Raw genomic sequence first — 12,590 nt, 5'->3', positions numbered from 1 at the left:
AGAGCCGGAGAGAAGGGGCGGGTCAGCTCTGGTCCATGGCCCGGACCAGGCTCAGCGGGCGCATGTCGGTCCAGTGCGCCTCTATGTGGTCCAGGCACTCCTGGCGCATCGCGCGGAGTTCGGTGCGCCAGCCCGCGGGTACCTCGGCGAACACCGGCCAGAGCGAATACTGGCCCTCGTCGTTGACGAGCACGTAGTAATCGGCGTCGTTGTCCTCGAAGGGGTTGCTCATCGATGGTCCTTGCCTCTCTGTTGGGTCCCGTGGGTGAGTTCCGCGGGTGGGTCCGTGTGTGACTTCCGTGGCCGACCCTGCCGGTCAGGTGCGCGAGCGGCCGATCCAGGTGCGCTCGAGGTTGGCGATCAGATCCGTGCTGTAGAGCCGACGGGACTGATGGCGCGCGTACCCCGCCATATAGGTGCGGAAGGTGTCCTCGGGTTCCTCGGCGAGGCGCAACATCCGGCGGTTCGCGACAACGGCGGGGTTGGTCAGCCTGGCTGCCGCGGTCTCGATGGCGCGATCCATGTCCCGTGTCGGGACGACCTCGTCGGCCAGAGCCGCCCCGTCCGGGTCGGCCGCGCGTATACGGCGGTCGGCGAAGATCAACTGGCGGGCGACGCGGGGACCGACCAGGCGGCCCAGCCTAAGGTTGGCTGCTCCGGGAATGATGCCCTCCTGGAGGGCGGGCAAGGTGTAGTACGCGTCCGTGTCCGCGACCACGTGGTCGAAGACCAGGGTCAGCTGGGCGCCGCCGCCGATCGCGAAGGTGTCCACCGCGGCGATCCATGGCTTCTCGACGGCCTGCGGTCCGGCCAGCCCCCGGTAGATCTTGCTGATGTACCCGAGTTCGCGGCGCAGCAGGAACCCGAGCAGAGAGATCCGTCCCTCGTAGAGGTGCGTGAGGTTGATTCCTGAGCTGAAGACTCGTCGGCCCTGGTAACGCGGGTGGGTCATGGGTGCGCCGCGCAACACGCCGACGGCCGCCCGGTCGTCCAGCAGGACCAGGTCGACGGCGGTCTCCAGTGCCTCGACCAACCTATCGTCCTCCGCGTTGAGGAACTGCTGGTGGCAGATGACGACATGACCGGCGCCGTCCCGGAACTCGACGCACACCGGGCCGAGGTCGACCCGCTCCGCGCCGCGGAGTTCCGGGAGCAGGTCGAGGGCACGTCCGGTGGGACACCGCATGGTGTCCAGCAGATGCCGCCCCGGGGCGGGCGCGTCGAGCACTGCACCGAAGAACACACCCAGTTCCTGTTCCCGGCCGTCCTTGTGCCGTTGTCCCCGGCCACGGTCGGCCGCGAGTTCCGCGGCGGTGGGCACGAGGCGTGAAACGGCCGTGGCGGCCCGCTCGGCCAGTTCGTCCAAGCGCGGGAACTCGGTGCACCCGCAGGTAAGTTCGTCGTACAGCTTGCTCATGTGCAGGCGCAGGAAGGACTCGCGGAGCCACAGGCCCCTCTCGCGCGGTCCGGTCGCCCGGTTCCTGTCGGCGGCGTCGTGCGCGGGCGCCGTCTTCAGAAAGTTGGCCTCTTCCGCCTCGGCACGGAGCAACACATTAAGGATCTCTCTGTCCTTGTCGAGACTGCCGGAGAAATCCAGCACGTCGGCTGGCCCTCCGTCATGAGGCAAGGAATACATCTGATCACCGATCCCGATTTCCCGGAAATTCCGAACGGACAGGGGAACGCGCGGCCGAAAGCCCGCGTCAGGAAAAGAAATGCGTGAATGACGCCGGGTCAGCATCCGGTGCCGGCTGGCCAGGTCGCTTGCCGCAGTTCACGCCGACTGAACGCGTAGAGGGCGCCCAGGGCGCACAGCGCCGCGAGCGCCAGCATCGCGGTGCCGGGCGGCGCGTACTCCAGCAGCAGACCCGCAAGGAGCATCCCGATCGGAGCACCCACTGTGAACAGAGTCATGACAGCGGCGATGGTGCGACCGCGTTGGGCATCGGGCACCTGGCGGAAGATCAGGACATCCACCAGCACCCGCAGCACAGGGATGCCGAGCATGGCGCAGAACAGGACTCCTGCGACCCACCAGGGGCCGAGCTCCAGCGAGAGGGCGGCCAGCACCGGCACCTGCACGACGGCCACACCGAGCAAAATGCCGCCGGGCCGGAACCTCGCATGCAGCGGCTTGACCAGCGCCGCGCCGGCGAGCCCGCCGGCCGCGAGGCCCGTCATGGCCACTCCGATCAGCCCGGGCGAGACCGACTGCTCCCTGAGCATGACCACGGAGATCAGCACGAGGGGGGCACCCACCACATTCAGCGCCGTCACCAGCAGAGCCGCAGCGCGCAGGGTGGGCTGGCCCCAGAGTGCCTTGATACCGGCGAACACGCTCCTGTCTCCCGTGGTGTTCCCGGCGGGCCCCGACCGGTCCTCGCCGGTCGCCTGTTCCACTCGCGTGGGCCTGATCAGCAGGGTGCTCACCCACGACAGCAGGGAGAGCACCCCGGCGCACAGCAGCGACACCGCGACAGACACCCCGTACAGAAACCCACCCATCGGTGGGCCGGCCAGACCGGCTCCGTGGGAGCGCACCTCATCCTGAGTCAGGGCGGTGGTGAGCTGACTCGGATGCACCAGGGCACGCAACAGCAGCATGCGCGGCGCGACGCTGAACGGCATGGTCGCCCCCAGCACTGCGGCGGCGAGCAGTAGTGCGGCGACCGACACCTTCTCCACATACGCGAGGACGGACACCCCGAGTATCACGACGGCACGGATGCCCTCCGCGTATAGCAGGACGGTGCGCGGATCTGCGCGGTCGCTCACCTGGCCCGCCAGCAGTCCGCAGAGGAAAGCCGCCAAGAGCTGGATCGCAGAGAAGAGACCGACCCAGACCGGCGACGCCGCCACGGCGAGCACCAGCAACGGAAGCGCGATCTCGGCCACCTCGGCACCCAGACTGAAGGCGACTGATCCGGACCACAGCAATTGGAATCCGCGATTACGCCGCAAGGGCGGAATCGCGTCGTCGCCGTATTTCCTGTCGCCACTTCTGGTAGGTGCGATTCTGGCCATACCCATCCCATTTCTCGGGTTATCTCGGGAATCCGGAAGCGGGCACGAAACATCTGCCTTCTTCGTGCGGCCTCTGATCCCTTTCGGGTTCCGCCGGCAGGAACAAAGCAGATCGCGAAGACCGCGGCAGGCGCTACCAGAGGTATGCACGAACGTAACGGCGTGCGCTTTACGAAGTAGTTGACATCTCCCGCGCTTCCCCCGAAATGGTTGTCCGCGATGCCGAAGGACTTGCTACCCACGCCCCCGCCGGCGCCATGGCCGGTGTCAGCCCCGTACGACGGGCACAGTAGCCCGGCCTGCACGCCGAGTGTGCCGGTCGTTCGCCCCACAAGGAATGGCCGCCATAACCGCCTCGCCGCCGACCACCCCGGCCTCCGCAAAGGCTGGGCCGACCGCGGCTACCGCGAATACCTCGTCGACCACGCCGCCCGCCTCGGCATCGACCTCGAAATCGTCCGACGCGCCCCCGGCACCGAGGGTTTCAAGGTCCTGCCACGAAGGTGGGTTGTCGAACGCACCCTGAGCTGGCTCATGCACCACCGCCGCCTGGCCCGCGACTACGAAGCCCTCCCCACCCGCTCCACCGCCATGATCTACATCGCGATGATCGCACTCATGACCCGCCGCCTCACCGACGAATCCACACCAACCTGGCGAGGAGCCTGAAGCACCAGCACATGCCCACCCGGGAGCTGGCCGAAGGATGCTCCCTGGTACCGATTCTCGGTGTCGTTGTGGGAAGCGCTGCGAGATACTCGCCCTGTGGAATGGCGCGAGCAGGTACAAGCGGCAGAACAGATCGGTGATTGGGATGCAGCTATCTCGCTGGTGAGCGTTCGTGCCGAGTGCTACTCCACCGATTTCCTCGCGCATGACAATCATCTGTGGCACATGGATCTGCTCGTTCGTGCGGAGCGATTCGACCAGCTCACCGAACTCGCACTCACAGATGTCCACGCGCGTCGGCGACTCAACAGATCGCTTCACGAGCGGGGGGTGGACACGGCGCTGCGCCACCGTGCTGAGGCTGGCGACAGTAGTGCCTTGTATCACCTCGTGAAGTTGCTGTGCGGAAGAGACCAGCTTCAAGCCCACGAAGCGGTTGAGTGTCTAGGTCCTGAGAACGAGTACGCGCACCAGCTCGTGGCCGACTTCCGGACGGCCTCGGGCGGCACTCGGTAGCTCTCCGCCGCGGTCTGCCGTACGTCCGTAAAACGATGCCACTTCCGGGCGAAGTATCGCCAGAAAACACCCTCTCAGCGGTCAGCGGTCAGCGGTCAGCGGTAGAGCGTCCACTGCTGAGAGGCACCGCCGGTGTAAATTCGGGGGGGGCACGAGGCCCCCCGGGTGCCGTTCAGATGTGACCGTCGGCGTCATTCGGCCCAATTATTGCCGCAGGTGGACTCGTGGACCCAGCGGTGCGAGCTGATGGCGTTGTTCACCGTGACACCACTGCTGAATTCGTCGTCGGAGAGGTTGGACGCGAACCACTCGCTGCGGGCCAGGCAGATATAGCCTCCGGTCCACGTGCTGGTCCCGTTGAAGAACTGGACTTCGAGATCGGTGCCCGCGTTGAGGATCGACGTGGCCTTGTTGGTGTCTCCTCCCTGAAAACTCCCCGAGCTGTCGCCCCAATTGGAGTCCGCACCCTCGGCCTTTCCGAGGAATCCGATGCAGTTGGCCGAGTCATAGGCGTACATGTAACCGGGGTCCGCTCCGTCGTACCACGCATCGTAGCAATCCGCAGCCGCGGCCGCGTGCGCGGTAGAGACGGGGAGCGCAGTTCCGAGGGCGGCCATGGCCATGACGGTCAGGGCGGCGGGGAGCTTTCTCATGGGGACTCCTTGTAGGTTGATGCTCTCCGTGACCGTCCGGTCACGGGCGTCTGGGCCGGGGGTATGAGTCGGCTTCAAAGGCTCCGTGCCCGCGCAAGGGCGGACATCCTCATCTGCCGGTACGCGGTGAATTCCGCCGCGTAGTCGCGTGCCGTTTTGTTTCGGTATTCCATCTCCAGGGCACGCGCGGTCTTCCCTAGGGATGTCCGTTGGGCGCACTTGGCTTCTGTCACGGCCAGAGCGGATTCGGATCGTAGGGCCTGTGACTCGCTCATTCCACGAATCAGGTTTCCCCGTTCGCGACGGATCGCGTCGGGGCTCTGGAAAGGCCGGCCAGCTGCCTTCATGCACCGTGACCACGCTGCCACGGTGCTGGTCAGACGTTTGTCCCGGAGGATGCGCGGAACGTACAAGGGCGTCAGCGAGGTCACGGTCTTCTTGGCGCGGAACCACGTTGGATAGTCGCCGTAGAGTTCTTCCCTGGCCTGGGCGTAGCAGCCGTCGCGCGGGGTGCGGACTGAACCGCCGGACGGCACTTCCGCGGTGATGGTGCCGGTGAAATTCCCGTCAAGTGCCCTGGAGTATCGGACGCGTTCCTTCTTAGCGAGCGCGTTTCTATAGGTGATGTTGGGGTGATCGCGGTGGGACTTCATGGCTGCGGTGTCGAAAGGCCGACCGTAGCCGTACTGGCGGGCCCAGCCGATGTCGTCCACGACGTAGGCGCCGACTTTGCGTTCCGCGACGCTCGCGACTGGGACGGGCCAGTAGCGGAAGCCCTGGCGCTGCATGCACTGCAGGACGAGGTCCTGCTCCGCGCGGTCTATCTCCACTTCTTCTGCGGAAGTCAGCTCCCGGAGTGGTGCTCCCCGCGCGGAGGCAGCGTCTTTCTGGTGTGGCCGGCCGGCGCCCGCAGGGCTTCCGGTGTCGGTGCTGCACCCGGCAGTCAGACAAGAAAGGAGGGCAACTGAAAGGAGCATTTTCTTCTTCCTGCGCACTCCGTGTCCCTCATTCCTTTTTCTTCTAGGGCTCCTTTGCGGGCGTTCCGCGTGTTCGTTTCAGGAGAGTAGAGGGTGACGAGGGGGCTAACTTTGTCGTCCGTGCAGGGAACTTGGTCAGTCGTGCATCACCCTGCGGGTGAGGTCACCGTCACGGCTGGTGTCAGCCCTGCACGACGGGCACAGAGCCCGGCCCGGTCGCTGAGTGTGCCGGTCGTTTGACCCACAAAAAACAGCCGCCGGAATACGGGCAAGGCGGCGGTCGAGATCGCCTCTGGTTTACTGCCGCGACCTTGTTGAGCTCGACTGCCGCTACCGCGGGGACCACGAGAAGCCGTCCTACGAGTCCGTCAGATCCGTGGCTCGCAGCGAACTCACAGGTCACCGCAGAGCGCGCGATGTTATGCAGCCGCTGGGACGGTCCCACGGACGTACTGCTGGCCGCGAGCAGCAGGTGTCGGGGAGGTAGTACGGTCCGAGCAGTGTGCAGCAGCTGCCCGTCGCTGCGTGGCCGAGGCCGGCACCCCGAGCGTGGCTTCCGTGCACGCGCCGGCCGCTGCGCCGTGCGCGAGCAAGTGGCGTGCGGTGCAGCGGGTCGCGGTCCGGCGCCCGGGCCTACGACGGGCCGGTGGCGACGATGAACTCGCCCATCCACCACTACCTCAAGCGCGGCGAGATCGTGCGGTCCTGCGTCGTCGCGGTCGGCCGGACACAGAGCGGGCCGGCACATCGTGCCTGCGGTCGCGAGGGGCATCTGTGGCGCGTCGTGCGGGGCGGCCAGGTCCCACAGAGTTGCCTGAAACGTGCTTAATTCGGGTATGGCGTGTGCCTGCTCTGACGCTGGAACCGGCGGTTGAAGTCGGACATGACAGCGGCGATGGGCGCGTTGCGGGCGAGGATGTCCGCGGTCGCCTCTGGGACCCCTGCGGGGCGCTGGCCGTCGGCGTAGGCCCGTACCAGGGCGTAGCGGCCATCCTGGTCCTGTCTGGAGATTCTGTGTAGAGCGGTGACGAGCCAGTTGACCAGGTATGTGGCGGTGTAGGAGCGGTCGTAGGTGTGATGCTGGTCGAAGAATTCGATCTCTTCCGGCGACAGGTCGAAGCCGGATGACATGGCGAGGCCGTAGTCCGCGAAGTAGAGACGCTGGCCGTCGGTGAGGATGTTCTCGAAGTGGGCGTCGAAGTGCAGGAGACCGCGACTGTTCATGAACTGGGTGCCGGCCTCCAGCGCGCTCTCCACCATGGTGGATGCCCGGTCGGTGCTCTCGTCTCTTGCTTCGACCTGGGCATCGAGCCATTGGTGCAGGTTCTGCGGAATGTACTCCAGGAAGAGTGCGACGCTCGCTGAGGAGTTCTGGAGGGCGTGGATCCGTTTGCGTACCTGCGGCGCGTCGCCCCAGTAGGCGACGGCTCGTTCGACGTCAGCCAGTTCTTCCGGCAGCGGCGTTGAGTCCGGCAGTACCCGCCAGTGGTACATCAGGGGAAAGCCCTCGTGTTCTGCCGCGAGCACCCAGCTCGTCGTCATGGTGTGCACCGCGAGCTCGCGCCAGACTCCGAAGCCCGGACCTCCGATGGCGCCGATGCCGTAGTGACAGAAGACCGGCAGATCGAACAGGTTCGCTGTGGACCGGACGTGCTCAGGTTGCCGCTCCACGTCGGTGAGGGGCACCCGCTTCACGAAGACCGGCGTGCCGGCGACTTTCACCAGGGCCGACTTCCCGCCGATGCCAGAGCCGACCGGCAGCGCCGTGTTCAGAAACTCGTGCAAGGCGGGGTCGCTGTACGCGGCCAAAGACGCGGACACCGCCCCATGGGCGGCCAGGCGCGCACCGTGCGACATGTCTCGACACTCCACTGCCGCCTCCCCTGGGTAGCGACCTCGACTCTGCACCCGCACCAATAGTGCAGCGCAAGAACACTGCCTCTTCACCAGTAAAACGACTCTGACTGCTCCGCGGTCACCCGACGGGTGCGAGCGGCGGCTCTGGCAGATCTGCACCGGTGTTCCCGGCTTCCTCGATACGCCATATCCCATCGTCCAGAAGTACCGATCACTCCCGCATTCCGGCCCCGTACCCGGAAGGCCACCGGGTCCGCTCTGACCAGACAACCGAAACGAGATCTGCCTCGGACAGGTCAGCCTCCGTGAGATTCGCCCCAGACAGGTCAGCCTCCGTGAGTGTCGTTTCGGTCAGAACGACCTTGGTGAGATCCGTCCTGGACAGGTCAGCGTCCGCGAGCGTCGCCTGGCAGAGGAAAGCTTCCGTGAGACATCTGCAGTAGCTTGATTCGTCACCTGTGTGACCTTCAGGGCTTCATGGCGTCGAATCTTCAGCGGTAACCGGCGCGCGATCACTCGCCGAGGGCACTGTTGCGGTACTCGTACTCGTACACGTACTCGCGAGCGGGCTCCACTCGATCAGCGGGAGGTGCCGCGCATGGTGCTGCCGCAGGTCCGGCCTTGGGGCCAGCGGTGCAGCCGTCGGCACTAAAGAGGCTGTTGTCGTTCCAGATCTTGAGGAGTTCGGTCGAACGGGTTTCTCTATCGCGGGGTGCGCGTGCAGTCAACGACGGCAATCAGGAGACCCTGTAGGCGGCGGCTCCGTTGTGAAGGAAGCGAGCGCGACCGTACATGTCGGGGCTGATCAGGGACAGGACCTGATGGCCGTCGAACGTTGGTTTGGCGGTGATGATTGCGCTCTCGTTGAGGCGGACTACCTCGACGCGGTCCTCGGGCTTGCCGAGGAAGGACTTCGCGAGTTCGTTGCGGGGGTGGCGAATGAGGAACGCGCGGTCGTCCTCGACGGTGAGAGTGAGGTCGTACAGGGTGCTGCGGTAGGTGCCGCACATGCGGTCCACGTCGACGAGGAGCGGATTCGCAGGCGGCACTGGCAGTGGCACCGTCTCGGCGTCAGTGAGATCTCCGAGGACGGTGCTGAGTATCTCGTAGGCCAGCGGCTCTGCACCGGAACTGTTGGTCAGCACGGCCACCGCCACGCCGGCCGAGGGGACGACCCGCAAGAATGCCTTCTGTCCCTTGGAGACGCCGGTGTGACCGACGACGCCGTCCCGGTACAGCATCCAGCCGAGCCCCCAGCCTAGGACGCCGCCTCCGAAGTCCGGGACGGATTCGAGCTGGGGGGTGCGCAGTGCCGCGAGCGCAGGGTCGGTGAGCTGCAGGTGGACGAACTTCAGCAGATCGCGTGCGCTCATCGCCAGATGAGAGCCACTGGGCGTGGAGAAATATCGGACCGCCCAGCTTTTCGTGGGCGCGAGCTCTCCGTCGGTCTCGACGTGCCCGATGGCGGCGCGATGCAGGATCGCCTCGTACGTGGTGGTGGCGACGGTCGTCAAGCCCAGTGGGGTCGCGAGGCGTTCGCGGAGCACGTCGTGGAAGAGCTTGTTCCGTAGCACCTCCACGAGCCTGCCGAGCACCACGTACCCGCTGTTGGAGTAGGAGAAGAGGGTGCCCGGCGGGAGTAGGTGGTCCGCGTCGGCGAGCGTGGCGACGAACTTCTCGATCGCGTCGTCGTTGCGACCGGTGTCGGTGAAGTGGTTGCCGTCGATGCCGCCGGTGTGGGTGAGCAGGTGGCGAGCAGTCAGAACCTCGGTGGCCGCCGGGTCACTCAGCCGGAAGCCGGGCATGTAGTCGCGAACGGGACGGTCGAGGTCCAGGACCCCCTCGTTCACCAGTTGCTGGGCCAGCGTGGCTGTCCAGATTTTGGTGATCGAGCCGATCTTGAACACCGAGTCGGTTGTGGTCTCGACCTGGGTGTGCAGGCTCAGCACGCCTGCGGCCTCGTCGTGGATTTCCCTGTCAGCCAGTACGGCGATCTGTGCGCCCGGTACCCCGTACTTCGCGATGAGCTCGCTCAGATGCCATCCCATCCCATCAGCCTAAAGGGTGTTGCACAAGGCTGCGTTTTGGCACGTCAGGGCCTGTGATCGCAGTCTTCTGGTCATGATGTGCGGGCGAGGTTGTGCATGTGGGCGACGGCCTGGACGGCGTGGTGGAGGCCGTCGCCGTGCTGCTGGCAGTCACGAAGGATCTTGTAGTTCTTCATCCGGCCGATCACATGCTCCACCCGGGCACGCACCTTGCGGTGGGCGGCACTGTCCGCTTCCTCGCCCGCCAGCAGGGGCCGGCGAGGGCGTTTGCGGTGTGGCACGACCATCTGGCAGTTGAGGTAGGCGCCGTCGCCCAGGACGGTCACGCCATGGCAGTGCTCGGCCACGCCGGAGGCACGCCAGGCTTGGGCGTCGGCGGTGGTGCCCGGTGCCGGTCGGGCCGCTGCGATCACCAGGCGGGTGTCGGCATCGACAATGACCTGCACGTTCGCGGAGAAGCGGTAGTTGCGGCTGGACGCGCCGACCTTACGGTCACGCACCGGGACCAGAGTGCCGTCCACAATCCACAACCGGTCCGCGGCGTCGGCCGGACGCGAGAGGGGCTCAAGCGCCAGCAGCGGCCCGATCCGCTGGATCACCCGGCACACGGTGGACGAGGACACTCCGAACAGCGGTCCCAGCTGCCGCATGGTCCAATGCCACGAAGTTAACGCCGCGGCCACCAAGTCAAGCCCGGTGCGGAGATGGATGGTTCCGGCGTTCCAGGCTGCGGTTCCCTGATAGGAGAAGGTCGACCAGCACCTTCTTGACCAGGGGATCCGTTGTCGAGTCAGCTCTCCACCTGCACCTTGACCCGTACTACCACCGTCGCAGCGGGCGCCTTCGCGCCGGGCCATCTGGGCGGGCTGACTCAGCACATACCCTTCGAGCTCGTCGATCACGTCCTCGAAGAGACCAAGACCGTTCAGGTCCGGGTGCGTACGCTCCCGTCCCGGGTCGGGGTCTACTTCGTCCTGGCCCTGGGACTCTTTCCGTCTCTCGGATACCGCCGCGTGTGGGACAAGCTCGTGGCGGGCCTGTCGGGCATCGACCACGGTCTTCCCTCGGAAGCTGCACTGCGGCAGCTGCGCCGGCGTATTGGTCCGGAGCCCATAGAGGCGTTGTTCGACACTCTCGCGGTGCCTTTGGCACGGCCGACGACGCCCGGAGTTCGCTACCGGCGATGGCGGACCGTAGCGTTCGACGGCTGCAGTTCCCTCAAAGCCCCTGACCTGCCACGCATCCGAGCTCTGCTGGGCAAGGTCCGGCACCACTGGGGCATGTCGGGCTACCCCGCTTTGAGACTACCGGTAGTTCGTTAAATCCGGCGGTGGTGTGGGTTGACGGTGAGGTGGGTTGGTCGTAGGCCGGTCGTAGGAGTCAACTGCTCGGCTGGGGGCTGAAGATGACTGCTCGCCGTCCGTGTCCGCCTGCGCCGGGGCCGTTGGAGGAGTACGCGGCCCGGTTCGACGATCTCTTCTTCAGCCTGGCTCAGCGGCGGGGTTTTCGTGAGTACCTGACGGGACTGCTGGCGCCGCGGGATCGGAACAAGACGATCACCTGTCTGGCAGGAGCTGAGCCGGTGGCCGGCGCGGGGATGCCGGGAGTGCAGCGGCTGCAATTCTTCCTGTCCGAGTCCCCATGGGAAGCCGAGCAGATCAACGACCGGCGGCTTGAACTGCTGCCCGGGCAGTCGGTGACGGCTCCACATGACGGCGGGGTCATCGTGATCGACGACTCGGGGGACCGCAAGGCCGGCACGGCCACCGCCAACGTGGGCCGGCAGTGGCTGGGCCGGCTGGGCAAGACGGACAACGGCATCGTCACGGTGACCACAGTGTGGACGGACGGCCGCGTGTACTACCCGCTCCACGCGACTCCTTACACCCCCGCCCACCACTTCGCCCGCGCCCGGTCCGACCCGGCCTTCCGCACGAAACCGCAGCTGGCCGCCGCTCTGGCGGTCCGCGGGAAGGAGGCGGGCTTCGGCTGCCGGGCGGTGATCGCCGACTGCGCCTACTCCGTGAGTGATGACTGGTACCTAACGCTGCGGGCGGCCGGCCTGGCCTACGCGGTCGCGCTCAAACCGCATCGCGGCACCTGGGCCCCGGCCGGCCAGCCGCATACCCCCATCGACGCCGCACACGCTCTGACCTGGAAGAACGCCGACCACCCCGGTGACTGGACACCGGTGGAGCGTCATTTCCGCGACGGGCACACCGAGACTTGGTGGGCCGCTGACGCCCGACTGGGTGGTTACGGCCCCGACTCACCCTGCCGGCTGGTCGTGGCCACCACCGACCCAGCCACCCTGCCGGAAAAGACCACCTGGCACCTGGCCACCAACCTGTCCCACCCCGATGCGCCCCACGCCGCCACCAGCCCGCATCCGCCGGCCGACCTCGCCGAGATCGTCCGCCTTTACGGCCTGCGGCCGTGGATCGAGCAGAGCTACAAGCAGGTCGAGGACGAACTCGGCTGGGCCGACTTCCAGGTCCGTTCCGACCGCGCCATCCGCCGACATCAGACACTGGTGAACTGCGCCTTCTCCTTCTGCTGGGACCAATGGTTCGTCCCATCCGGCACCGTGGATGCCGCCGCGCCGGACCCGTGCCCCAACGAGGGGCCAGAGAGGGGGCTCAGCCACGTCCCACCAGCACCAACAGCCCTGCTGGCCCAGGGCCTTACGGGCGATCCGTTCCTGGCTCGCCCCCGCCGTCACTCCCAACCGATGGTGGCGAGCCTGGACGGACAAGGACCCACCCTCCGAACTCCAGGCCCTGATCGACGCAGTCACCACCGGACACGGCATTGACCTCTACCGCCGGATTTAACGAACTACCGGT

The 12,590-nt window shown here is 66.4% G+C and carries 11 protein-coding genes and 3 pseudogenes; 4 read left to right on the top strand and 10 right to left on the bottom strand.

Features of this window, described 5'->3' with window-relative positions; translation table 11 throughout:
- Positions 1–22 precede the first annotated feature (22 nt).
- From ACFYXC_RS37615 to ACFYXC_RS37605, 3 genes are all read right to left on the bottom strand, one after another.
- Entirely contained in the window at positions 23–232 is a 210-nt protein-coding gene (locus ACFYXC_RS37615; protein ID WP_388924218.1) for an MbtH family protein, read from the bottom strand.
- An 84-nt stretch (positions 233–316) separates the two neighbouring features.
- Positions 317–1,600 (bottom strand): enoyl-CoA hydratase/isomerase family protein, encoded by a 1,284-nt coding sequence (locus ACFYXC_RS37610; protein ID WP_389557150.1) that lies wholly within the window; start codon positions 1,598–1,600, stop codon positions 317–319.
- A gap of 134 nt (positions 1,601–1,734) precedes the next feature.
- Positions 1,735–3,024, bottom strand: a complete 1,290-nt coding sequence (locus ACFYXC_RS37605; protein WP_389557148.1) for an MFS transporter — start codon at positions 3,022–3,024, stop codon at positions 1,735–1,737.
- 351 nt (positions 3,025–3,375) lie between these two features.
- Between ACFYXC_RS37605 and ACFYXC_RS37600 the strand changes: the two are divergent.
- Together ACFYXC_RS37600 and ACFYXC_RS37595 are read left to right on the top strand one after the other, a co-directional pair.
- Positions 3,376–3,693: pseudogene (locus tag ACFYXC_RS37600) on the top strand (transposase); the annotation flags it as partial.
- A gap of 96 nt (positions 3,694–3,789) precedes the next feature.
- The gene (locus ACFYXC_RS37595; RefSeq protein WP_388924209.1) at positions 3,790–4,209 is read left to right on the top strand and encodes a hypothetical protein; all 420 of its coding nucleotides are present in this window, start codon (positions 3,790–3,792) and stop codon (positions 4,207–4,209) included.
- Positions 4,210–4,400: 191 nt separating this feature from the next.
- On the opposite strand, the gene ACFYXC_RS37590 is transcribed toward ACFYXC_RS37595, so the two are convergent.
- The 7 genes and pseudogenes from ACFYXC_RS37590 to ACFYXC_RS37560 form a co-directional block, all read right to left on the bottom strand.
- Positions 4,401–4,862, bottom strand: a complete 462-nt coding sequence (locus ACFYXC_RS37590) for a hypothetical protein (protein ID WP_388924206.1) — start codon at positions 4,860–4,862, stop codon at positions 4,401–4,403.
- A 74-nt stretch (positions 4,863–4,936) separates the two neighbouring features.
- Positions 4,937–5,692, bottom strand: coding sequence for a hypothetical protein (locus tag ACFYXC_RS37585; RefSeq protein WP_389557146.1), 756 nt, complete (start codon positions 5,690–5,692; stop codon positions 4,937–4,939).
- A 972-nt stretch (positions 5,693–6,664) separates the two neighbouring features.
- Positions 6,665–7,696, bottom strand: coding sequence for a protein kinase family protein (locus ACFYXC_RS37580; protein ID WP_389557144.1), 1,032 nt, complete (start codon positions 7,694–7,696; stop codon positions 6,665–6,667).
- Positions 7,697–7,907: 211 nt separating this feature from the next.
- The gene (locus ACFYXC_RS37575; RefSeq protein WP_389557171.1) at positions 7,908–8,081 is read right to left on the bottom strand and encodes a pentapeptide repeat-containing protein; all 174 of its coding nucleotides are present in this window, start codon (positions 8,079–8,081) and stop codon (positions 7,908–7,910) included.
- Positions 8,058–8,114, bottom strand: a pseudogene (locus ACFYXC_RS37570) (hypothetical protein); the annotation flags it as partial. The pseudogene ACFYXC_RS37570 and the gene ACFYXC_RS37575, both read right to left, overlap by 24 nt.
- A 319-nt stretch (positions 8,115–8,433) precedes the next feature.
- Entirely contained in the window at positions 8,434–9,744 is a 1,311-nt protein-coding gene (locus ACFYXC_RS37565; RefSeq protein WP_389557143.1) for a serine hydrolase domain-containing protein, read from the bottom strand.
- A 71-nt stretch (positions 9,745–9,815) separates the two neighbouring features.
- Positions 9,816–10,646 (bottom strand): transposase family protein, encoded by an 831-nt coding sequence (locus ACFYXC_RS37560; protein WP_389557141.1) that lies wholly within the window; start codon positions 10,644–10,646, stop codon positions 9,816–9,818.
- Between ACFYXC_RS37560 and ACFYXC_RS37555 the strand changes: the two are divergent.
- Together ACFYXC_RS37555 and ACFYXC_RS37550 are read left to right on the top strand one after the other, a co-directional pair.
- Positions 10,527–11,060, top strand: a pseudogene (locus tag ACFYXC_RS37555) (transposase domain-containing protein); the annotation flags it as partial. The gene ACFYXC_RS37560 and the pseudogene ACFYXC_RS37555 overlap by 120 nt on opposite strands.
- A gap of 89 nt (positions 11,061–11,149) precedes the next feature.
- On the top strand, positions 11,150–12,559 hold the full coding sequence (locus tag ACFYXC_RS37550) for an IS701 family transposase (RefSeq protein ID WP_389557139.1): 1,410 nt from the start codon (positions 11,150–11,152) through the stop codon (positions 12,557–12,559).
- Positions 12,560–12,590: the final 31 nt, after the last annotated feature.

The organism is Streptomyces sp. NPDC002701, from assembly GCF_042889045.1.
Taxonomy (GTDB): Bacteria; Actinomycetota; Actinomycetes; order Streptomycetales; family Streptomycetaceae; genus Streptomyces.
Note: the sequence above shows the minus strand (reverse complement) of the source record. Positions and strands in the feature narration are given on the sequence as shown.

Coding starts and splice junctions, on each gene's coding strand:
- ACFYXC_RS37550 (WP_389557139.1), top strand. CDS start 11,150: ATGACTGCTCGCCGTCCGTGTCCGCCTGCGCCGGGGCCGTTGGAGGAG.
- ACFYXC_RS37615 (WP_388924218.1), bottom strand. CDS start 232: ATGAGCAACCCCTTCGAGGACAACGACGCCGATTACTACGTGCTCGTC.
- ACFYXC_RS37580 (WP_389557144.1), bottom strand. CDS start 7,696: ATGTCGCACGGTGCGCGCCTGGCCGCCCATGGGGCGGTGTCCGCGTCT.
- ACFYXC_RS37605 (WP_389557148.1), bottom strand. CDS start 3,024: ATGGCCAGAATCGCACCTACCAGAAGTGGCGACAGGAAATACGGCGAC.
- ACFYXC_RS37565 (WP_389557143.1), bottom strand. CDS start 9,744: ATGGGATGGCATCTGAGCGAGCTCATCGCGAAGTACGGGGTACCGGGC.
- ACFYXC_RS37590 (WP_388924206.1), bottom strand. CDS start 4,862: ATGAGAAAGCTCCCCGCCGCCCTGACCGTCATGGCCATGGCCGCCCTC.